The 21804-nt window shown below is 59.1% G+C and carries 15 protein-coding genes; 6 read left to right on the top strand and 9 right to left on the bottom strand.

The window, feature by feature from the left end; translation table 11 throughout:
* The first annotated feature begins 23 nt into the window (after positions 1 to 23).
* The 6 genes from IH971_02970 to hemW all read left to right on the top strand — a co-directional run bounded on the left by IH971_02970 (position 24) and on the right by hemW (position 7111).
* Complete coding sequence (locus tag IH971_02970) at positions 24 to 365, top strand: histidine triad nucleotide-binding protein (GenBank protein ID MCH7496797.1); 342 nt, start codon at positions 24 to 26, stop codon at positions 363 to 365.
* A gap of 13 nt (positions 366 to 378) precedes the next feature.
* Positions 379 to 1299, top strand: a complete 921-nt coding sequence (locus IH971_02965; GenBank protein MCH7496796.1) for a hypothetical protein — start codon at positions 379 to 381, stop codon at positions 1297 to 1299.
* A 96-nt stretch (positions 1300 to 1395) separates the two neighbouring features.
* A complete protein-coding gene (locus IH971_02960) occupies positions 1396 to 3279 on the top strand; it encodes a M61 family metallopeptidase (GenBank protein ID MCH7496795.1) in 1884 nt (627 codons plus the stop codon).
* Between the two features lie 6 nt (positions 3280 to 3285).
* Positions 3286 to 3918 (top strand): thiamine diphosphokinase, encoded by a 633-nt coding sequence (locus IH971_02955; protein MCH7496794.1) that lies wholly within the window; start codon positions 3286 to 3288, stop codon positions 3916 to 3918.
* Between the two features lie 13 nt (positions 3919 to 3931).
* Complete coding sequence (locus IH971_02950) at positions 3932 to 5356, top strand: sodium:solute symporter family protein (GenBank protein ID MCH7496793.1); 1425 nt, start codon at positions 3932 to 3934, stop codon at positions 5354 to 5356.
* A 504-nt stretch (positions 5357 to 5860) separates the two neighbouring features.
* Positions 5861 to 7111, top strand: a complete 1251-nt coding sequence (hemW, locus tag IH971_02945; protein MCH7496792.1) for a radical SAM family heme chaperone HemW — start codon at positions 5861 to 5863, stop codon at positions 7109 to 7111.
* Here hemW and IH971_02940 read toward each other — a convergent pair.
* From IH971_02940 to IH971_02900, 9 genes are all read right to left on the bottom strand, one after another.
* Positions 7089 to 10073: a BamA/TamA family outer membrane protein gene (locus IH971_02940; protein MCH7496791.1), complete on the bottom strand. Its 2985-nt coding sequence runs from the start codon at positions 10071 to 10073 to the stop codon at positions 7089 to 7091. The two genes, hemW and IH971_02940, sit on opposite strands and share 23 nt — an antisense overlap.
* Positions 10074 to 10255: 182 nt before the next feature.
* A complete protein-coding gene (locus tag IH971_02935) occupies positions 10256 to 10786 on the bottom strand; it encodes a redoxin domain-containing protein (GenBank protein ID MCH7496790.1) in 531 nt (176 codons plus the stop codon).
* Between the two features lie 69 nt (positions 10787 to 10855).
* The gene (locus IH971_02930) at positions 10856 to 12757 is read right to left on the bottom strand and encodes a thioredoxin family protein (protein MCH7496789.1); all 1902 of its coding nucleotides are present in this window, start codon (positions 12755 to 12757) and stop codon (positions 10856 to 10858) included.
* Positions 12758 to 12943: 186 nt separating this feature from the next.
* A complete protein-coding gene (locus tag IH971_02925) occupies positions 12944 to 13546 on the bottom strand; it encodes a peptidylprolyl isomerase (GenBank protein MCH7496788.1) in 603 nt (200 codons plus the stop codon).
* 483 nt (positions 13547 to 14029) lie between these two features.
* Positions 14030 to 14596, bottom strand: coding sequence for an orotate phosphoribosyltransferase (locus IH971_02920; protein ID MCH7496787.1), 567 nt, complete (start codon positions 14594 to 14596; stop codon positions 14030 to 14032).
* 10 nt (positions 14597 to 14606) lie between these two features.
* Positions 14607 to 15419, bottom strand: coding sequence for an orotidine-5'-phosphate decarboxylase (pyrF, locus tag IH971_02915; GenBank protein MCH7496786.1), 813 nt, complete (start codon positions 15417 to 15419; stop codon positions 14607 to 14609).
* A gap of 135 nt (positions 15420 to 15554) precedes the next feature.
* Complete coding sequence (locus tag IH971_02910) at positions 15555 to 17159, bottom strand: hypothetical protein (GenBank protein MCH7496785.1); 1605 nt, start codon at positions 17157 to 17159, stop codon at positions 15555 to 15557.
* 34 nt (positions 17160 to 17193) lie between these two features.
* Complete coding sequence (locus tag IH971_02905) at positions 17194 to 17841, bottom strand: hypothetical protein (protein MCH7496784.1); 648 nt, start codon at positions 17839 to 17841, stop codon at positions 17194 to 17196.
* On the bottom strand, positions 17838 to 21554 hold the full coding sequence (locus IH971_02900) for a T9SS type A sorting domain-containing protein (protein MCH7496783.1): 3717 nt from the start codon (positions 21552 to 21554) through the stop codon (positions 17838 to 17840). The genes IH971_02905 and IH971_02900 overlap by 4 nt, the downstream gene beginning before the upstream one ends.
* Between the last annotated feature and the right edge of the window lie 250 nt (positions 21555 to 21804).

Raw genomic sequence — 21804 nt, 5'->3', positions numbered from 1 at the left:
ACAGTGGAAAAGATGAGGGTTCCATGAGCGACACAATTTTTGCCAAGATCATCAACAAAGAAATCCCCGCCGACATCATATTCGAGGACCAGCACTGTGTTGCGTTCAGGGATGCCAATCCCCAGGCGCCGGTTCATTTTCTGGTGGTGCCGCGCAAGCCGATCGCCAAGCATCAGGACCTGTCGCCCGCTGACGAGTCGCTGGTGGGTCACCTGCATGGCGTCATAACCCGTCTCGTAGTGCAGGAGGGCATCGCCGATGGCTACCGCATCGTGGTCAACTCCGGGGCTACCGCGGGTCAGTCTGTCTACCATCTGCATTTCCATGTGCTGGGGGGCCGCACCATGCGATGGCCACCTGGCTAGCCCGTCGTATTCCATGCTATTTCAGCATTTGTGGTATGGCCGTAAGTTTGCCCGCGTCGCCCGGCGGATGCGAAACTACCCTCGCGGGCGTTCATCGCAGCGCGGCGGATGGGATGTCACCGCCGATCTTACCAGTGGCAGCAGCAGCAACCTGTTTCTGGGCGTCTATGGCGATGTGGCCATCATGGATTTGCTGCGAGCATTTGGGCTGCTGGATGCGCTGGCGCGACAGGGTATCGACCGCCCGGTACTTGATCTCGATCTGAGCGATCCCCACAAGCATATCCTGCGCATGTACCAGCAGGAGATCGGCGAGGACAGCCTCGTTACGGAGTTTGTGGTTCGCTACACCAGTTTTTCGCCCGTGCAGAAGCCTGCACCTGCAGAGGCGCAGGATCAGCACCCGTGCCTATACCTGGAATGGCTGCTATTGCAGAATCCCACCCGGAGCTTCGACGCTGAGCATGCTGCCATGCCCGATCAGGAGTATCCCCCGCTGGCTCTGGGAGACATGGCTTTAAGCCTCATGGCCCGCATGGCGCGGTATATTGGCGTAAGCGGCATCGTCACCGTACCGGCCAATCTGCACGCGGCACTCTATTTTGCCACTCGCTATCAGGCCTTGACGCAACGGGTTCAGGTGGCATTAGCGGCCCTCGACCAGGCTGCAAGTCATTTTGGCCGCCTCGAAATTGCCTGGGCCGAACGGTGGGGAGATCTGCTGGAATCCAGGACTGGTCACCCATATCGTTGGACTCCCGAGACACTGGTGCTCCCGCTAACGGGCGCTCTAAACTCGGCTGTCAAGTTGGCCCGACGCCGAGATTCGACCACGCCAGAGCCTAAGCTGAGCTTCACGATTCGGCAGGGAGTGCGCTTCTTGCGTCGTCCCAACGGCACCGTGGCCAGGGAGTACGTAAATGGAGGGAATTAAGGTGGGCGCCCGGAAGATTTTCAAACTTGCGGGTCGCGCTGCGCCAGCTTTTGGCGCTGGATTTGGCCCGGCATTCAGCGTATTTTTGCACTCCATGTGGATCAAATTGTCCAAACGGACCATCGATTCGCCGATGACATGTTGGTGATGGGCGATCCTGTCCCTCGCCGGGGTCGCTCCAGGGGACCCTTGTTCTACCTGCTGGTGGGTTTATGCCTGCAGGTGCACCTGTCAGGACGGATCACGTATACGCTGAGCTTTGAAGATCGCGCTGAGCACTATGTTTCGGTCGAACTGGAAGTGGATGGTCTGCGGCAGAAGCAGTTCCTCGACTTGAAAATGGCCACCTGGATTCCCGGCAGCTATCTGATCCGGGAACTGGCCCGCAATGTTGTGGGCGTCACCGCCCGTAGTGGCTTCCGGGAGTTGCCGGTGGTCAAGGTGGATAAGAACACCTGGCGCGTTACCACTAAAGGCCAGCGCCGAATTTTCGTGCGTTACAAGCTCTACGCCTTTGAGCCAACCCATCGCACCAGCTATGTAGACAACGACATGGCAATGCTCAATGGCGCGAGTCTTTTCATGTACCCGGTGGGCATGCAGGATAGGGAAAGCGTCGTGGTGATCAATAAGCCGCGTAGCTGGAAAAAGGTCAATACGGCGCTGCCAGGGGTGGGGAGTAGCAGCCCGGTCTATCGGGCAGCCAATTTCGACATGCTGGTCGATTCGCCCATCATTCTGGGTAACCACACGGTGCTCGAATTCAACCTATCGGGTGTGCCACACCGTTATGCCATATCCGGGCGAGGAAATTACGACGCCGAACAGCTGGTTACCGATTCCAAGAAAATCTTCAGCGAGATCCACGCCCTTTTTGGCTCCATACCGTACCAGGATTATACGGTGTTCCTCAATCTGCGGGACGTGCACGGGAAACGGAATGGGCTGGAGCATCTCAACAGCACCCACTTGGTCGCCTCAAGGTGGACCTTCAGCCCGGAAGAGGAGTATCGCAAATACCTGGAACTCCTGTCACACGAGGTCTTCCACGCCTACAACGTCAAGCGTATCCGACCCGCAGCCCTGGGGCCGTTCGACTATGATCGCGAGAATTACACCACCCTGCTCTGGGTTGCTGAGGGGCTGACCTCGTACTATGACCGCTTGTTTCTACGCCGGGCAAACCTGCTCAGTGTCGACGACTATCTGGACCTGATTGCCGCAGACATCCTGGACATCGAATCCACGCCTGGGCGCCTCGAACAGTCCCTACAGGCCGCTTCCTTCGATACATGGATCGAATACTACCGCCAGGACGAAAACACCCCCAACACGGCAATTTCCTATTATACAAAGGGCAGTCTGGTGGGGCTGGCGTTGGATCTGGCCATCAGGTCCAGCACTGAGGGAGAGCGTACGCTGGATGATGTCTTCCGGGCGCTCTGGCAAGATTTCCAAAACACGGGCGCGGGCTACACGCATGAAATTTTCCGCGCCTGGTGCGATTCCATTGCTGGACGTCCCCTTGATGATGTCTTCCAGTATGTCACAACCACCTCGGAAATAGATTGGGCGCCCATTCTTGAGCCGTTTGGCCTGATGCTGATTCGTGGCTACAGCAGCCCGGCCGACTCCGCCAAGGCCTTCTATGGGCTTGAGACCAATATGACGGGTGGCCGGCTGGAAATTAGCCGCGTTGATCATGCCTCACCTGCAGCCCGGGCCGGGCTTAGCGTTCATGATGAATTGATTGCTATCGATGGTTATCGTCTCCTGGGCAAATCAGCTGACCAGATATTGAACTCCATGACGACAGGGCGCGAAGTCGAGGTCATCGTTAATCGTAATGGCCAGATCAAGCGGCTGACCGTGCGCCCGGAGGCGCAGCCATATGATCAGCTTTCTATCGTAAAGCTGGCCCCGCCCACCGATGAACAGGAGCGACTGTATACCGGCTGGCTCCAGGCCCCCTGGGAGTAATCCTCCATGCCCATCGTCCCGCCGGTGGTGATTCTGGCCGACGGCGCTTTTCCCACCCATGCCTACCCGCTTAGTGCTCTTGACCAAGCCATGACCATCATCTGCTGTGATGGGGCCGCTGACCAACTCTTGCGGCGCTCGATTACGCCCCACGTTGTGATCGGCGATTTGGACTCCCTCAGCCCCCAGGCGAAAAATGCCTTCGGCGACCGGCTGGTGCCCTTACCCTCGCAGCAATTCAGCGATCTGGAAAAAGCCCTGCGTTGGGCCGCCGATGAAGGCGCCAGCCAGGTGACCATTCTTGGCGCCACGGGCCAGCGGGACGACCACAGTCTGGGCAATCTGCTCATGCTGTTTGTCGACCTGGGCCTGGAGGTGGGTCTGCTCACCGACACGGGCGCATTCAGTGTGGTTCGCGGTAGCCGATCATTTGCGAGCTTCCCGGGTCAGGTGGTGTCACTGTTCCCCGAGTCGGCGCTGGTGCAGCTGACCACCACCGGACTGGCGTTCGCACTCCAGCACGAGCCGTTGCCCGCGCTGCATCGGGGGACCTCCAATCACAGCACCGGAGCCGAATTTTCGGTGATGAGCACGAATGGGGCGGCGGTAGTCTACCAGGAATACGCCCAGGAGCACTGACCGGCGCGCGGCCATGACCTCGCCCTGGGCGCCCATTCAACTAGCTCCCCTTGATGTGGGGATTATCGGCCTGTATTTGGCTGGGCTGCTGTACCTGGGACTGCGCCACCGCGCGTCACCGGAGGTTCGCCTGCGGCGCTACCTGCTGGGCGGACGACGCCTCACGCTGGTGCCCTTCGTGGCTACGCTGGTGACCACTTGGTACGGCGGCATATTGGGTGTGGGGGAGTTCACCTACGCTTACGGTCTGGTGAATCTGCTCATCTTCGGTGTGCCTTACTATCTGTTTGCCGTGCTCTACGCCCTCTTCATGGCACGCTGCGTCCACAGGGAATCGGCTCTCACCATCCCGGAACGCTTCGGTGTCCATTACGGCCCGCGCTCGGCCCGGCTGGGTGCAGTCCTCGTCTTTGCCCTCACCACCCCCGCGCCTTACCTGTTGATGCTGGGGGTTATGCTCAGCCAGCTGCTGGGGATTCCGCTCTGGCTGGCCATTCTGCTGGGGACGGTGTTTAGCACGGTTTACCTCTGGCGGGGCGGCTTTCAGTCGGTGGTGCGAACCGATGTACTCCAGTTTGCCCTCATGTTCACCGGCTTTGCGGTGCTGGTGGGTGTGCTGATAGCACATCAGCCACTCGAAGCGATGTGGGCGCAGCTCCCGGCGGGCCACCAGCACTGGCGCGGAGCGGGCATGCTCAGCTGGCAGACGATCCTCGTCTGGTTTCTCATCGGCAGCTGGACATTTGTGGACCCCGGTATTTACCAGCGCTGCGTGGCCGCTGACACTGGCCGCACGGCAGCCAGGGGCATCCTCATCAGCGTTGGTTTCTGGTTCGCCTTTGATCTGCTCACCACCGCTGCGGGGCTCTATGCCGTTGTTCTGCTCCCTGAGCTGGCCGCCGATGCAGGCGGACCGGTGGCTGCCTACCCGCTCTTGGCCGCCGCCGTACTACCCCCAGGGCTGTTGGGAATATTCATGGTTGCCTTGCTGGCGGTTATCATGAGCACCATCGATTCATTCACTTTCATCGGCGCCACCACCCTGGGACGCGACTTTGTCCCCCGCACCGGCAACGGTCTGGCAGACGAGCGTCAGAGGATTCGCTGGGGTATTATAGCCAGCGCTGTATTGGGCTTTACCTTGGCCGTGAGCATCCCCTCAGTCGTCTCGCTGTGGTACACGCTTGGCATGGTGTTGGTGCCAGGCCTGCTGCTACCGGTGCTGGTCACGTTTCACCCCCGCCTCGTTTTGTCCGACGGGGCCACGTTGACCATCAGCCTGGCTGGTGTGCTCACCGCAGGCGCCTGGTTGCTGACCCCGACCCTAGGGGCAGCGTGGGCTGGGGACACATATCCCCTGGGTCTGCAGCCCATGCTTCCCGGGCTGCTGGTGACCCTGGCCCTGGTGCTGGTTATGGGGCGGAGAGTGAGTCGTTAGGTAGGAGCGGGCGGCCACGGACAGTCGGGTCATCACTTCGAAGGGCCCCTCCACGTATCCTGAAACGATGGAAACCTGAAGAAAAAAAGACGAGGCAGCGATTGGGCAATCACTGCCTCGTACAGCCTCGGTAGATTGTGCCAGTGCAGGAAGGACACTCCCTCTACCGGAAGAGCATCCTGGGAGGAATTTGAGACTGAAGTCACAACTCTCAGAGACCCTCCAAGAACAAACAGTCTCTGAGATTTAAAAGACCGACGACAGGAAAATGTTCCCGTAAATTGCCGGCCAACAGTCGTAGGCCGGACAGTTTAGATGACAGTTCATGAGCTTGGCAAACAGCTTTCATTAGCCCTGGCACTCACAGCACAGTGGAGCCCCGTTGCGTGTCCCGCTGCGGTGGTAGTACCGGAGTGGAAAGCATGACTGCCCCTGTTATGGGGCGCGCCTCAGGGCGTTCGTGGAGGGTGGCGAGATTTGTCCTGGACGTCGAGGAGTGGCTGATTGTCTGCACCACGCCCTGACCTACCCCGGCAGGGGGACAACAACCCAGTTGCGAATCCTGTGCCCAGCGCCGGTATCTACATCCACATACCCTTTTGCAAGGTGAAATGCCCCTACTGCGATTTTTACTCCCTCGCCGATCGGGATGAGGCCATGGATCGCCTGGTCAATTGTCTCGTAAATGAAATTCGGAGCGTGCGTGGTTCGGGGCTGGACTTGCGCTTTGACACCCTGTTCATTGGCGGAGGTACTCCCAGTTTGCTGTCGCCTGCGCATTTGGAACAGATATTGACCGCCCTTCAAACTGCTATCGGGCTGGACAACGTTGAGGAGTTCACACTGGAGGCGAACCCCGGCGAGGCACCTGAGGATAAGCTCCGCGATTTCAGAAGTCTGGGCGTGAACCGCCTGTCCATGGGCTTTCAGTCGTTTGACACCGCTCTGTTGCAGTTTTTGGGGCGACTCCACGGTCCCCAGGCCTGCATCGACACCTTCGAAGCCGCGCGTCGGGCTGGTTTTGAGAACATCAATGCCGACCTCATGTTTAACATCCCCGGCCAATCGCTGAGCCGTTGGCAGGCAGATCTAAAAACCCTGGCAAACTTGGAACCGGAGCACATTTCCGCCTATTCGCTCACCGTTGAGACCGGCACCCCCTTACATGATTGGGTAGCGGCGGGTGAGGTCACCATGCCTCCCGAGGACACGGACGTGAGCATGTTCAGTTGGGTGCGTGATTATCTCCCGCGGCAGGGCTACAAGGCCTATGAAGTCAGCAATTACGCCCGGGGCGATCGGACCTGCCGCCATAATCTGCACTACTGGCGCATCGAACCCTACCTGGGCCTGGGTCCGTCGGCCCACGGCTTCGACGGCAGCCGCCGCACCTGGAACATCCGTAGCCTGGATGGCTATATGGAGGCGGTTGAGGCGGGGCGGTCTTCCGTGGCCGGAGGTGAGCAGCTCAGTGAGCGGCAGCTGCACAACGAGCGGCTGGCCTTTGGGCTGCGGTTGTCAGAGGGGTTATCGGTGACAGAGGATCTCGGCTACAGCGAGCCACGAGATTTTGTCACCCGCTTTCAGGCCCAGCTGGAGCGTTATGAGGGCCAGCTGGTGCTCTCCGGTGACCGGCTGGCGTTGACTGCTCGCGGCCTGATGCTGGCTGATGCAATTGCGGCCGATCTCATGTTAGCGGCTGGCCCGGTGCCTGAGCTCGGTTTTGAGAGGATTAGAGTCCGCGCTGGAAGCTGAACACCCAGCGGCTGAAGTCCACGTCCAGCTGGGAAGTCCCATCTGCCACCTCGCCGGACGCATCAGCTAGCCTCACGAACGGGAAGTCCACGCGGAAGTATAGGGATTGCCCCAGGAACTGCCGGGTCCAGTCAAGGCCGAGTCCGGCATCCGCCAGCAGGTCGCCATCGAATCCGCGATCGCTCGGCGCACTGCTGAACCGGTGCCCCCATAACTGACCAGCGTCCAGAAACAGGCGGCCGCCAAACTCACCCAGGCCCTTGAACTGCAGCGAGCGGCTCACTTCCAGTGTGGACGTAAGCAGACTGTGAACCCCAAAATAGCCCGCATCGTAATAACCCCGCAGATTGGCATCGCCAGGCAGGTGGTAGCGCCCCTGAATGTCGCTACCTAGGCCGGCCAGTGCCCCTTCAGCGCTGAGATAGGTGCGGTTGTAGGTGTCCATACTCCCGGCGGCGGCGATGGTGAACCGCTCCTGGTTTGGGATGTCGCCACTGGACCAGCTGCTGCCGGCGAGAAATCTGAACTTGATCTGCCAGCCCGACAGGGCACGAGCAGCATGCAGCTCGAACGTGGCCCGGCTGAAGTCGAAGTCTCCCACGGTTGGGGCACCAGCCGCTGCGGTAAAGGCGTAGTCGTAATGCCAGTCCATGGTCTGTCGGCGGACGGCCAGGGTGGTGGTGGCCGATGTAACCCGACCCTTATCGAAAAGACTAGGTGCGTAATTGGTGTTATGAGCATTCACTGTGGCAAGATTGAAGCGCATCGTGTAAATGGGCTTCACGTTGTAGACCCGGCTCCAGTTGCGCTCCAACGTGACGCCGCCGCCAGTCAGGCCATCCCGTCGAAACGCCTCCAGTTGATAGGCCGTCCGTGTGTCATGTTTGAATACCGGCGCTGCGTGGCGGAAGTACCAGTCCCAGTGCCCCGATCCCAGCCCATACCCCACGTCCAGCCGCATGGTTGACGCCAGGCTGCCGAAACCGTAGCGGCGCTCCAGCCTGATCACTGGTGTGAGCTGGTCGATAGTGTTGTAGCGCAGCACCGGCAGATAGGACAGGGTGTAGCGGTTTCTCGGATGGTAGCCTGCCAATCGTGGTTTGAAGGCCACCACGGTGGGCAACATCCCGCTGTAGTTATTGCGGCGGTCGACGTCCATGAGCATGTCATCGGGGTCGAGAATAACGTGGCGGACCTTCTCAGGTGAGTGCAGGGTAAGCGTGCCGGTGGTCTGATGCCGGAACTCCGTCCAGGTCTCCCGCACATGTTGTCCTGACCGCGTGACCACCTCCACCACCACCGGTGCCTCCCAGTTCCCCTTGCGCTTCAGCGTCACGTCTACCTCATAGCCTCCGTTGCTGGACGGCCGCTGCCGCCACTTCGTGAGCGCGTAGTCCAGATAACCGGAGGTGTGCAACCATTGGTCAAAGAACCAGTCCAGCTCCCGTCCGGTGGCCAGCTCCATTTCGCGGCGGAACCGGAACTCCGTCGGATGTTTCAGGGCCCATTGGCGATAATAGTTTTGCATCCCCAGCTCAAAATCTGCCTCCCCCACCAGGTATTTGAGGCTTTCCAGCATCAGGGACGCTTTCCGATAGGCATTGACTCTATACGCATTTTCGCTTTCTGAGCGGTATGCAGCGGTAGCAACGGGTTCGTTATGCCCACCCGTTTGGAACGCCGCCGCCAGCCACTGGTCTCGAGCCAGAATGGGTGTCTGAAGGTGATTCCGTTGCCAGGCTTCCTCCGCCCGATCCTCGACGGGCAGGCCCACAGGGCCGTAACGATCAGTAAGATGCCAACGTTCCTGAAACTCGGCGAACCCTTCGTCCAGCCAGGCAGCTTCCAGTTCGTTGTTGCCTAGAATACCATAGAACCACACGTGGGCGATCTCGTGAATGATTACCCCGGCAGAGGCGTGACCGTTCATGGCCAGCATGGGATACTCCATTCCTCCTTTCAGGAGACCGTGGGCAACCGTGATCTGCGGATAGGCATAGGGCCCGACTTTCAACGTCAGCCACTCCAGGGCCAGTTTGCTGCGCCGGAGCACCTTCTTGGTCCAGGCCCTGCCGACGCCCCGGTCATAGAGCACGTGCACAGTTGTTCCGCCCCAGTCGCCCCCTTCGTAGACAAATTCGGGGGACGCCAGCCAGGCGAAATCGTGGACCTGCTCGGCGTGAAAGGTCACCACCCGCCGCTGATCATCTTTGCCGGCCAAAAGGGAGTCCCGCTCCATGAGGTGACGACCTATCCAGGTGTCAAACGACAGGCTGGTATCCACCGCGACCTGCGACCAACCGGGATCGCCGCCCGTGACGACGCCAGTGGCCGCCACTATGTACGCGTAGGGCACATCAACGGTTACATCGAAGGTGCCAAAATTTCCGTAGAACTCGCCGATCCGGTGGAATGGTTCTATGTGCCAGCCGCTTTCATCGTAGACCGCCACCTTGGGGTACCACTGCGCCAGATCGTAATGGGTACCCCGCCAGCCGGCGCGACCCGTATGTTTTCTCAAAGTATGCACCCAGGTCATTACCACCGTAGTCTGTGAGCCAGGCGCAAGGGGGCTCGGCAATGCCACTTCCAGGATGGTGTCGTCCACCTTGAACGCGGTGGCGACAGGGCTACCGGAGGTGGTAAGCGCAAGGCTGGTGATGTTAATGCCGCTGGGGTTGTCGGCCGTTATGCCGGCCGTGCCATAGACTTGCCGGGCCTCGTTGTGCCTTACCGATCCAACCTTGAAGGCATTGGGGTACAGGTGCAGATAAATGACCCTGAGGCTGTCGGGAGAATTATTGGTATAGACGATGTGCGAACTCCCGGCTACCTGGTGGGCGTCCGTATCCAGGCGCACCTGCATGGTGTAGTGCACACCCTGTTGCCAATATGCTTGGGAGCCGCCAGCCGTACCTGCTGAAAGCAGCAGCAGGCCTACACATGCCCGGAAAGATGTCATCGTGTCTCTGCAATTCCGCTGATGCGGAAAGTTACATCCCGGCTCGAGAATGCAAAAGGCGTGCCCAGTATCGGCCTGTCGGCAGCTACGAATATATGAATACGGTGGCTGGCGCCGAGTTCCCGGCTACTGAATCGCAGCGCTGTAAAGGGCGCGCTACGCTCTCTACCACGAAGGGGGGTCTATAGCAGCGATTCGAGGATCTTCATGAAAAACTTTTCACTCCGGGCGCCTACGAGTACTTCCCTGATAAAACCCCCCCGATCAATGATATAGCTCGTCGGCAGATACCCCTCCCACTGATAGGCCATGCCCACTTCAGTGAGCTCCGATTGAGTTCCGTGCAGTACCGGATAGGTGACCTTGTAGTTGTCGGCAAACTTCCTGATCTTGTCCTTGTCCAGATCATCCCAGGAAACACCCAGAATGACCAGCCCAGCATCCTTGTGGGCTGTGTAGATGCGGCTCAAATCGGGGATTTCCTTTCGGCAGGGAGCGCACCAGGTCGCCCAGAAATTCAGAATAACCACGTTGCCCCGCAGTTCGCTCAGGGTATACCGCTCGCCCTCCAGGCTGCTCAGTGTAAAATCGGGTGCCGGGACCAGCTGCTGTTCAGGCTCACCGCCCGCACGATCGCCCAGCGCACGCACCGTTCCCCCAATGGCCAGAGTAGCGGCCAATATGGATACCAGTGCCCAAGTCCGTCGTGTCATGATGTCTCTCCTAATGCCTTGCAACTCTGGTGGGGAGCTTGCTGGCGGTGTCTAACTGAATCTGCAGCATTACCTCACCAGGGTCATTTGAAGCGGAGCACGCAGCCCGCTGTCCAGGAAATCTGAAAATTTATCTGCATCTCTGGTCATGCCGGGGAAGCGCGCGATCTCGGAGCCGTCAGGCGCCAGAATGGCATAGAAGGGCAGGGCCGCGGTTCCAAAGCGTTCCACGACAAAGCGCTGCTTCGCCTTGAAATTGTCGCCACCGTCCGTGTACAGGCGCAGCAGTACAAATTCGCCCAACCGTTCCGCTACCTTCGGCCTGGTAAATATATTGGCCTCCATCCAACGGCAGTTGGTGCAGGTGTAGCCGGTTACATCCAGAAAGATGGGTTGATTGGTAAGCCGGGCCTGAGCGAGTGCCTGATCGTACTCGCCATACCAGGTCAGCTGCTCGAGCTGTCTGCCCAGCACCACGCCGGAGGTCTCATGATCCATACGCGGCGGGAGATAGGCCGCCACCAATCCGGGTACCTTCTGTCCTACCAGGCCGGCTCCCAGCATGAGGCCGAAGATAAGAAACCCGCTACTGGCAAGGAGCCGGGGTATGCTTACCCGCTCCATGGGCGAGTCGTGGGGCAGCCGAATCTTTCCCAGTAGATAGAAGCCGGTCATGAGCAGGATCACCGTCCAGGAGGCCAGTACCATTTGGTGGTTAAAGAAATCCCAGCCCCATACAAGATCGGTATTGCTCACAAACTTGAATGCTGCCGCCAGTTCCAAAAAGCCCATCACCACCTTCACCGAATTGAGCCAACTCCCGCTCTTGGGTAGCTGGGCCATATATTGGGGGAATAGCGCCAGAAAAAAGAACGGCAATGCAAAGGTGAGTGAGAATGCGACCATACCGACGGCGGGCCACAGGTAATGCCCCTGGGCCGCGGCCACCAGCAGCAGCCCCACAAACTGTACGGTGCAGGTAAAGGAGGTGATGGTAAAGGTGAACGCCATGAAAAAGATGCCCAGCAGTCCAGCACGAGATTCCTGTGCAACGCTGAACTGGCGCAGCTTTGCGGGCAGCTGAATTTCGTACATACCCAGCAGGCTCAGCGCGAAATAGACGAAGAGCCCCCCCAGAAGCAGGTTGATGACCGGGTTGGCGGCCATCTGGTTGGCGCCGGTTGCTCCCAGAGTCAATGCCAGCAGGATCCCCAACAGCGAATAGATGACCACGATACCGGCTCCATAGAGCCCTGCCGCCTTCAGAGGTTGCATCCCGCCGGACTCTCCCTGCTTCAGGAAGTACGACACCGTGATGGGAATCATGGGGAAGACACAGGGGGTGAGCAGTGCCAAAAGCCCCATGCCCATGGCCAGCATGAGGAAAGAGCCGAGCCCCTCCTTGATGGCGCGCTGCAGATCGGTTCCTTCCAGTCCGGTTACCGACGCCAGGGATGGTTTGGCGGGACGGAAGGCGTAGGCTTCCCGGATGGGGCCTTCGGCAATCTGCAGCTGAAAGTTGAAGCGCTGGTAGGTGGGGGGCAGACACATGGTTTCGGTGCACGCCATGTAAACAAACTGCCCCGCCAGGCTCATGGGGCCGGGGGCCAGGTCCCCGGACATGGCCACGGCCTGGCTCACTTGCAGCTCGCCGCTGTGCCAGCCTACTTCCATCTCGAATCCCTCGTCCCAAACCCGCTTTGGCCGGGGTTCTTGAAAGGGGCCCACCGCGACAAACAGGGCACTGTCGTCCAATTCGTAGTGGGTTGGCACGGGGCCCAGGCCCTGGAGGTCGCTGGCGTAGATGTGCCAGCCAGGCTCGATGGTGATATTGCTCTGGAGCACGATCTGCTCGCCGGGGCGGACATCCGTGCGATCGATAGATACTTCGGCCTGCACCACGTCGGAGGGGAACTGGCCCCCTAACGGCGCTACGGCCAGCAGGCCACTCACAATTAATATTTTAGGCACCAACTTGTCCATTGTGCAGAATCTAACCATATCGAAGCCCAGCGTGCTGTCTCCAGCGTGACGCTCCTGGCCCCCCTCGGGAGCCGTCCCTCATCCGTCCAGCTCTCCTCAGACTATAACTCACTACCTCAGGACTGGTTTCCCCGTGTATTCGCATAGGTGCCAAACTATCGTCGCCGCGACCCTCTAGGGTGACGGTTGCGAACCAACCCGGACGCGATAGATGCGCTGGGGATCAATTGGATTGTCTTTGGAATCCCGGGCAGCGGCAGCGATAGCGTCAACGGCTTCCAGCCCCGAGATCACTTCCCCGAAGACCGTGTAGCGGTTGTCCAGTTGGGTGAGTCGTGACAGGGCGATATAAAACTGGCTGCCGGCGCTGTTGGGGTCATTGGATCGGGCCATGGCCAGGGTTCCCCTGGCATGGATCCGAGGGTTGAATTCGGCCGGCACGGTAAAGCCGGGATTGCCCTGCCCATCGTTAGCCCGCTGCGCGTCCCGGGACAGTATATCGCCCCCCTGGATGACGAAGTTGGGGACGACCCGGTGAAAGGTCGTGCTGTCGTAAAAGCCGGCATTGGCCAGCCGCTTGAAATTGTTGCTGTGTCCCGGAGCTACATCGGTGAAGAGGCGCAAGGTAATCGTCCCCGCCGAGGTTTCCATGACCACTGTATCGCTGGCGGCGGCAGGTTCGCCGGGATAGTCGGCCAGGTCAGCGATGATGGCCTGCACTTCCTCGCCGCTGATGTACTGAACACCGTCCCTATCGTAGCTCACTTCTGCCACCATCTGTCCGTCAGAGTAGGTCCGGACAACCTTGAGATTGCGGTTGGGCCACCACGATTGGTAGGAAACGGTCTTGCGCTCGGCGTACCGCTCCTCGAAGGTCACGTCGCCGCTCTGGCTGTACCCGATTTTGGCAACCAGATGTCGCTCGCCGCCTGCGCTTACATAGCGGGCCACCTCCTGCTTCGATCCATCAGGATAACGCTTGAGAACGTCCTCATCTGGCCCTGCCTGTCCACAGGACCAACTGGCCGCCGCCAGCAGCAGCGCCAGGTAAGGCCCCCCGCGTCCTATCTCGATCACCCTTGACCTCCTGTATAAGTGCCTCATCCATGCAGGTATCGGCAGCCGCGCCTGGCCCGGACCCGCCGCCACGCCGTACCTGTCAGAATTTCATAAAATTAGGCTTTGGCGCAATCATTTGCCATATGAGAAAATTGTCTGCCACGTTCTCGACCCACGCCTGAAATTGCCGCCCAACTTGCCTCACTTGCCTGCCGGTGCCCCCCTGCCAGAGCGTCCCCGCTCCGTGAGCGGGACCCCCGCCTTGCATAACGGGCAGTTCTCTGGCGACCAGCTGGTCATCGGCAGCCGCACCAGTGCGCGCTTCGTCGCAGCTATATCGATATCACCCGCGCTACGGTCCACGATGCAGACCACGCTGTGCACCGCTGCGCCTGCCCGGTCTACTACATCCAGAAGTTCCTTGATGGACCCACCAGTGGTGACAATATCGTCCACAATCAGTACGCGCTCTCCCGGCGCAAGGGCAAATCCCCGCCGCAGGGTCATGGCCCCGTCCACCCGTTCCGTAAACATGATGCGCCGCCCCAGCAGTCGCGCCACGGCACCTGCCAACAGGATGCCGCCCACCGCCGCACCCAGGACCACGTCGATTTCATCCGGGGGTACACCGGCCACCGCGGCTGCCGCCACCCTGTCCAAGGCTGCCGGCTGTTCCAGCAGCCTGAATTTCTCCACGTAACGATCGCTGTGCCTGCCGGAGGTGAGCAGGAAGTGACCCTCCAGGAGGGCCCCGCTCTCCTTCAGCAGGTCCAGCAGGTCAGGCGCCACCGCTCGCCACCAGGTTATTGATGCGGCGATTGTAGTCAGCTACCGCTGCGGTAATAGCGTCCAAACTGCCATCACCAGCGTACAGTATCGCCCGCGCTATGGCAATGATGCTGGGTGCTTTTTCGGTACCGCTGGCAACCGCAGCCTTTAACGAACCCTCCTGTGCTCCGATTCCAGGGATCAGAAAGGGGAGCGCCGGGGCGGCCTGTCGAACCTCAGCCAGCTCCTCGGTATGGGTGGCGCCCACCACCAGTCCCAGGTTCCGGTTATGGTTCATGCCCTGAGCCCAGCGGGCCACGGCAAGGTAGAGCGGGCTGCCATTGCCGCGCTGCTGGAAGTCTGCAGCGCCCGGGTTGGAGCTGAGACACAGAATGAATGCGCCCCGTGTGGTGTCGGCAAGAAATGGTTCGACCGCGTCGCGGCCCATATATGGGTTTACTGTGGCCGCATCCAACCCCAACTGCCCAAACATGGCGCGGGCATAATGCCGCGCCGTGTTGCCGATGTCCCCGCGCTTTCCATCGCCCACTACCAGCGCCCGTCCAGCGATGGCTGCCACCAGGGTCTCCAGCCAGGCGTAACCCACCGATCCGTAGCGCTCAAAAAAAGCGAAGTTAAGCTTGTAGCCCCATACCTGATTCCAGGTGGCCTCCACGATAGCCAGGGACGCCGCGCGCAAGGACTCCAGGTTGGAACCGTGCAGTCGGCTGGACCGGTCCGGGTCCAGATCCAGACCCAGGCAGAGACACGATTTCTTCTGCTCTACTGCTGCCAGCAGACGGGCATTAAAAGGGATCGGCATCGGCTGGGAATGTACCGATGGGGAGCAAGGGCTTCAATGGATTATGGGTGGCGCATTTGGACCGCCGTTGCGAGGGCCAAAAAACAGGGGCGTCCAGTGTGTGCGTGCGGAGGGGTTGAAAGGTTGCGGCAACGCCTATTTGTTGATGACCATGTCTTCCACGAAGGAGAAGCCTCCGATGGTAACGCCCACTGAATCAATCTCGCTGATTTCCACAACCTGATGGGTGCCGTTATCGCCAATCCAGACGTGGCCGGTGGCATTATCGATGGCGAGCGTGTGGGGGGCGGCGAACATATATGAAAAAATAGGCGTGTGCTGGGTCGTGTTGTCCTCCGGGAAGAACTGCAGGCTCCGGTCCAGCCCCAACACCCACACGAGTCCATTCGGCCCCACGCCGACTTTCGCCGGTTTGGAGTTCAGCCCCAGGTCCACGGGTGCGCCACGAATGTAGCTGTCGCCCACGGAGTTGTAGAGCAGCCGCTCAACTTCGTCATCATTCATATCGGCGATGTACACCGTGGCTGTCTGCTCCTGGAGCAAGGCTATGTCGGTGGGATTGTTGTAGTTGCCCTCAAATACTGTGGTGACAGCCGGGTCCAACGTATCGGGTGGCGCCGCGATAAAATCGGTGATGTTTATCTGCACGATTCGGTCCATTTCCCCTATGTCGGCTATCCAGACCTCGTTGCGATTCTGATTAATGGTGATGGCGCTGGGGTGGCGCAATCCGCGCACACTGGCTATCACGTTTTCAGTGAACGTGTTGATCACGGTGAGGCGGGGTTCAGCATCACCGACACTGACCACCCACAGACTGCCTGTACCATAGTGGATGGCCAGATCGGACGCAGCCGGGAGATTGGCGAAAGTAGCAATTGTTTCGCCCTTGGCATCCAACTTGATCACCTGTCCGGCGTCCTGATCGGCCACGTAGCATCCAAAGAAATCAAAATTGGTGTTGTTTGTTACCGCCACCGGGTTCTGGAACTGTTGGCGGGCCGAGAGGATTTTTTCGCCCCGCGAAGTGTACTTTGTCACCTGCTGCTCAAACTTGTCCACGATCCAGATGGTCCCGAACTCGGAAAAGACCAAGATTTGCAGGGTGTCCGAGGAGAAAAAACCTTGAATGTCCGAAACCTTGACCACAAGATCGTACTCCCGCGCAAGGCTGGGGTCTGATGGCGCGATCCAGGTAGCGGTATTGATCTCCGGGGCGGCGTGGATCATGGTCCCCACACCGGTAGGGGAAGTGGAAAATTCAAAGACAAATTCCTCGCCGTCCAGTTCCTCGGCGGTACTGGTCAAGGTAATACTATTGCCCAGGGTGACGAAGTCCTCATTGGCTGTAAAGGTCACAATATGTGGCGCCTGATTGACAACCGACAAGGTGACCTGCGCCGTATCAGTCCCACCTGCCTTGCGATCATCTGCAAAGGCCATGATCACCACTTGCTGTATTTCCAAGGGCGCTGTCCACGCTACTTCCTGCCCCCGTGTTTTGGAGAACTGCCCGGAAGTCGCTGACCAGGTCACCAGGACATTATCCTCGTCCAGGTCCTCCACCACGGCGGTAAACATCTGGGTCGATCCGGTGAGCGGGGTCAGATCTTCCACGGTAATATCAATGCTGGGGCGCGAGTTAATCAGCTCGCAGCCAGCCTGCACCAGCGCGATCCCGGCCATGCCGGCAAATATTATCGTCTTGAAGCTCGGGTGCCAGCGGCCAACCAGGCTCAAACGGATACAAACTTTTGAAATCGTGCTCATAGGCCTAAATCCAACGATATTCATCCGCCAGGGCTGAAATTACCTTTGCCAGCAGCTCTTCGAACAGAGTGAACAGCTGTGTTCCGATTATCCAGGTAGTATTGTCGGCGGGATCAATGGTTTCATAGATGGTCCCGGCCGTCAGGAGCAAAAGCGCCTGCCATGACCCGGCATAGTCGGTGGCAACATAGCGGGCTTGGGCCTGAATAATCAGCAGGTCCTCCCAGGTCACCTGAGGCCGGTAAATGAACACGTAGCTCGAGTCCTCCGCAAAAACCCGTGCTGCCAGAGAGTCGGCGTCCGCGTAGCGCTGGTCGCTGAGTGCCACTGCCGACAGCCCACACCACGCGTCCAGCCGCCACTCGGCGCTGGTGGTGCCATTCTCCAGAGAAGCTACGATACTGTCGAGATCGGCGTCGCCCAGCATCAGCCGTGACCATCCCTCGCCCATAATGCCCGAGAGGTTCTGACCGTCCAGGTTCAGCCCATCAAGGAAGTTTTCCAGTGCGCGGTCAAACTCATCGAATCCGAATAGAGTCCAGCCATTGTCATTGAAGGCGTCGATGCGCTCACTCTTGGTGGGACCGGGCTTGCCGCAGGCCGACCATGTCAGGAGTAGTAACAGGATCAAGTGGGTACTGAACCGTCTCATTTGAGCAGGGTCACTTTCTGGGTTGTCAGCCGGCCACCGTCTGTCATGAGGCGCACGAAATAGAGTCCGGACGGCACGGCTGAGCCACGGCTGTCAAGACCGTGCCAGGTAAACGAATGTATGCCCGCTCGGTAGCGCTGGTGCGGCGTGGCGTAGACCTCCCTCCCCAACAGGTCATAGATGAGGATGCGGCCACGGTCCTCTCCGCGCAGCATGAAGCGCACCTGGATCGCTGCGTTAAACGGATTGGGGTAGCAATACAGCTCCTCGCCCGGCAGAGGGTCACGGCTTGCAGGCGTGTCCGAGGGCCCGAACAGGATCTCCGTTCCAGGTGTCACAACGGCTTCGAACTTTCCCTCTCGGCTGGTATAGGTATCGATCCTAACCAGCCGATCCACTTCTGCCTGATAGAATGAAAAGTATGGGTCGGCGGCCGCAGATTGTTGAAAGGTCAGCGTCACAACAGTTGATTTGGGCAGGTTGGTGTCCAGGATGTACGTGTTCGGCGATGGCCGGTTTGAACGGGAGAAAGCGCCCTGACTTTCCAGCCGCTTGATCAGTTCAGCGCTTGCGGGCTGTTCAGATACGATCATCAGTTTACCGTTTCCGCCGGGCTGTGGGGGATAGGCGACGGTCAGCAGCTGATCAGGGGAGGCTTGGCGCTGGCCGCGGGCCTTCGCGAAGGCTACGTTGAGCCGTATAAAGAGCCGGTTAACGTTGTTCACATTATCGATGAGCTCCGCAGACATATTGTAGACGCCGGGAAATTCGAAGCGGTAGGGGGCAACCCAGGTGATGGCCCCCGGCAGGCTGTCCTGTTGCGAGAATGACAGCGGCACTTCACGGGAGTTGTAGATATAGGTTGTCTTGATGCGGTCGGTCGTGCTGTCGCTCACCAGAACGAAGTTGATCCACTTATCAGCCACCGGATTAAAAAGGTAGGTCAGACCACCCTCGGGCGCATCAAAATCAGTGATCGCCCTGACGAAGACGCGCAGCTGGATCGCTGTGCTGTTGCCCTCCGCATCGGTGGCGGTGAAAGTAACCCGGCTTTCACTGGCGACCCCGGAGGCCTGAATCGTGACTTCCGTGGTGGCTGCATTGTAGGTGACAGTGATGAGCGGATTCGGGTTGACGAAGGTTATCGTCAGGCTCCCCAGCGGGGTGTCCCTGTCAGACAGGTAGTCCTGCAGGAAGAGGCCGCTGAAGGTTTCGTTGATCAACATAGCCACAGACGGCGGTTGGGTCCACACAGGAGAATAGGAGTCCCTCACTGCCACGACCATGGTGTCCGAATTGGACACCTGCCCCATATCGTCCTGCGCTGAGAAATACAGCCATACGGTGTAGTTTGGCATGGTCTGGGCGCTGGGCACCTCAATCCATGCCAGGGAGGTCGCAGGGTCGATCGTCAACGTTAACAAGCTGTTATCCACTGCCCCCGTAGCAGGGTCCAGTACGAAGCCATTTGTGACCAGCTGGTCGAACGCTGTGAAGTCATCCTTGAGCTTGGAAGCGAGGTTAAACAGATGGATAGTGTCAGGGGGCACTATTTCCGCGCTTTCCAGCGGTGACCATAGGGGCGACAGATCGAATCGGGGAATGACGCGCACGGTCAGCGTGCTGGAATCGGTGAACTGGCCGGGATTGGCGGCAATAAACCGCACCGAGTCCCAGCCGAAGAAGTTTGGGTTGGTCACCAGCGTTACCACGTGGGTGACTGGATCAATCAGCACGGCCTGGAGGCTGTCTCCCCCGAGGTAGCTCCAACTCATGTCGGCATCGTTGTAGATAGGGTCAATGACGAAATCGTCCAGGTCCAGGACCTGGGTGCTGGTGTCCCTGAATACGACGACCGTATCCAGGGGATCGATGACCGGATTGAGGGTGGCAAAGACCGTGAGCCGGGTGGAATCGATGTCGCTGTTGTTGTCATCATCGGTCACCGTGAGCTCCAGCCAGTCGGAAGCGGCGTAGTTCACGGGCGCATTGAAGATGACTGTTTGTGTCGGCTGATCGTAATTGACCGATACCATAAAATCGGCCGCTCCGGTGAGAAAATTGGTCACGGCAAAGGTCCACGTCATAGCGGCATCAGGCGTATCGTTATCCGAGACCAGGGGGTTCAGCGCCAGCGTGTCTGGCGTCCCGGCCAGCAGTTTGATTTCCGGCAGCGCACCGATCTCCGGCGGCCACGAGCGGATGCTCACCACCAGTGTGTCGCTGCCGGTGGCGGCCGAGTCATCCGTGGCTGTGATGGTGAGGTCGATGTCGCCGTAGAAAATGGGATCCGTCAGCACTGGTTCAAGGCTAAGAATATGCCCCGCCACCAGGCTTACAGACAAATGAGCCGGGTCCGGGTCATCATGGCTCCAGCTGAGGGGTGCATTTTCCACATCGATGACCAGTGAATCCAGGTCCAGGGTAGCGGTCTGCCCGTAGTGGATCACAATGGTATCCCCCAGGGCACTCACGCTGTCAAAACTCACCACCGGCGGGTCATTGATGGAGTTCACCGTGAAGTCCAGTAGCGTATCGATGCTCACTCCCAGGGCGTCTTCCACAAACAAGCGGGATTGCGCGGAACCGAACCAGTCGAGGTCCGCGCTGAAGGCGATGGTTTCGGCCACCTCGTCGTAGCGTACCCTGATGGGCGCGGCGGGCTCCAGCCGGACGGAAATATCGGGTCCCGTATCATCCAGGTCGCTGAAAATGGCCGAACCGGCCACCACCAGGCTGTCATCCTCGTCGAATTGCAGGCTAGGGAACGGCGGCGTGAAGACCGGAGGCCAATCCACAATAACTTGTAGATTCTGGGAGTCACTGTAGAGGAAATCATTGGAGGTGACCAGAAGCGTTAAGTCGGCGATGCCCTGGTCCAGGGCAGTTGTGGCCACCACCAGACTGGTATCCGACAGGTCCAGCACGGCGCTGGTGGCGCCGGGAGTGGAATTGACGGTCAGGCTCCACGTAACCTGAGCCGGCGTATAAAGCCCGCTGAGGAAATAGTCCGCTAGCCGCAAACGCAATGTTTCACCCGGATTGATGGTAGTATCGGGTAGCGCCGGCAATATTTTGAGTCCGGCAACTAGGATGTTCAGGTTTCCCAGGATGTCAAAGTCTCTCTTGGCTTCATCACCTGTCAGCGGATAAAAGCCGGTCTCCCGGGCGCCACCCGTGGGTATGATGTACTGGTTATCGAAGGTAATCGTCGCTGGCCCCGCGGGGGGAATGCCGATCACCGTCAGCCTGAAAGTCGCCGCCACGCCGCTGTGGGAGAAGGACTGCCGGCAGCCCCCGCAAGCGGGGGTATGTTGCGAATAGTCCAGCTGAAAACCGGCCAGCCGGTTCACGTCAACCAGGTAGGGAGTGGCCCACACGTCGCCCCGCGTATCGTTCTGCAACGGGCCGCTGAGGATCAGTTCCCCCGTACTGCTGAATGGGCGGAAGATGAAGGTCGTATCGCCATTGCTCACCGTGAACGTGGTATCTGTGAATATGGGTTTGAACACCTCCGGGTCAAAGGTCAGATAGATGTCATACCCGGTAAGCCGGAGCCCATGAGGGTCCATCCAGATCTCGAAGGTTACGGTATCGCCGATGGCGAGGATGGTTTGGCCTTGATCGGGCAGGATATGTACTTCTACCAGTGCTCGCAGGGGCGCGAGGCCAAGCGTCGCCCACAGAAGTATCGCCATTTCGATTGAACGCAAGGATCTCATGCGGTTGCTGGTCATCCTGACAGGTTCAGTACAAATAACGTGCCAATAACTCGGCACTAACTGCTAACGTTTCGCGATAATACCTCCTGCGCTAAATCTACGGGTTGCGGTCTCACTTCGACAGCAAAAATGGCCCCGGGGACCTGTCCCCGGGGCCATTCTCGCATGTCAGAGCTGCTGAATTATTTCAGCAGGACCATTTTGTGTGTTCCTATCACGCGGTTCTCGACAACCAGGCGGT

It is taken from the genome of Candidatus Neomarinimicrobiota bacterium (assembly GCA_022560655.1).
Lineage (GTDB): Bacteria > Fidelibacterota > Marinisomatia > SCGC-AAA003-L08 > TS1B11 > JADFSS01.
This window is presented reverse-complemented; position numbering and strand designations above follow the sequence as displayed.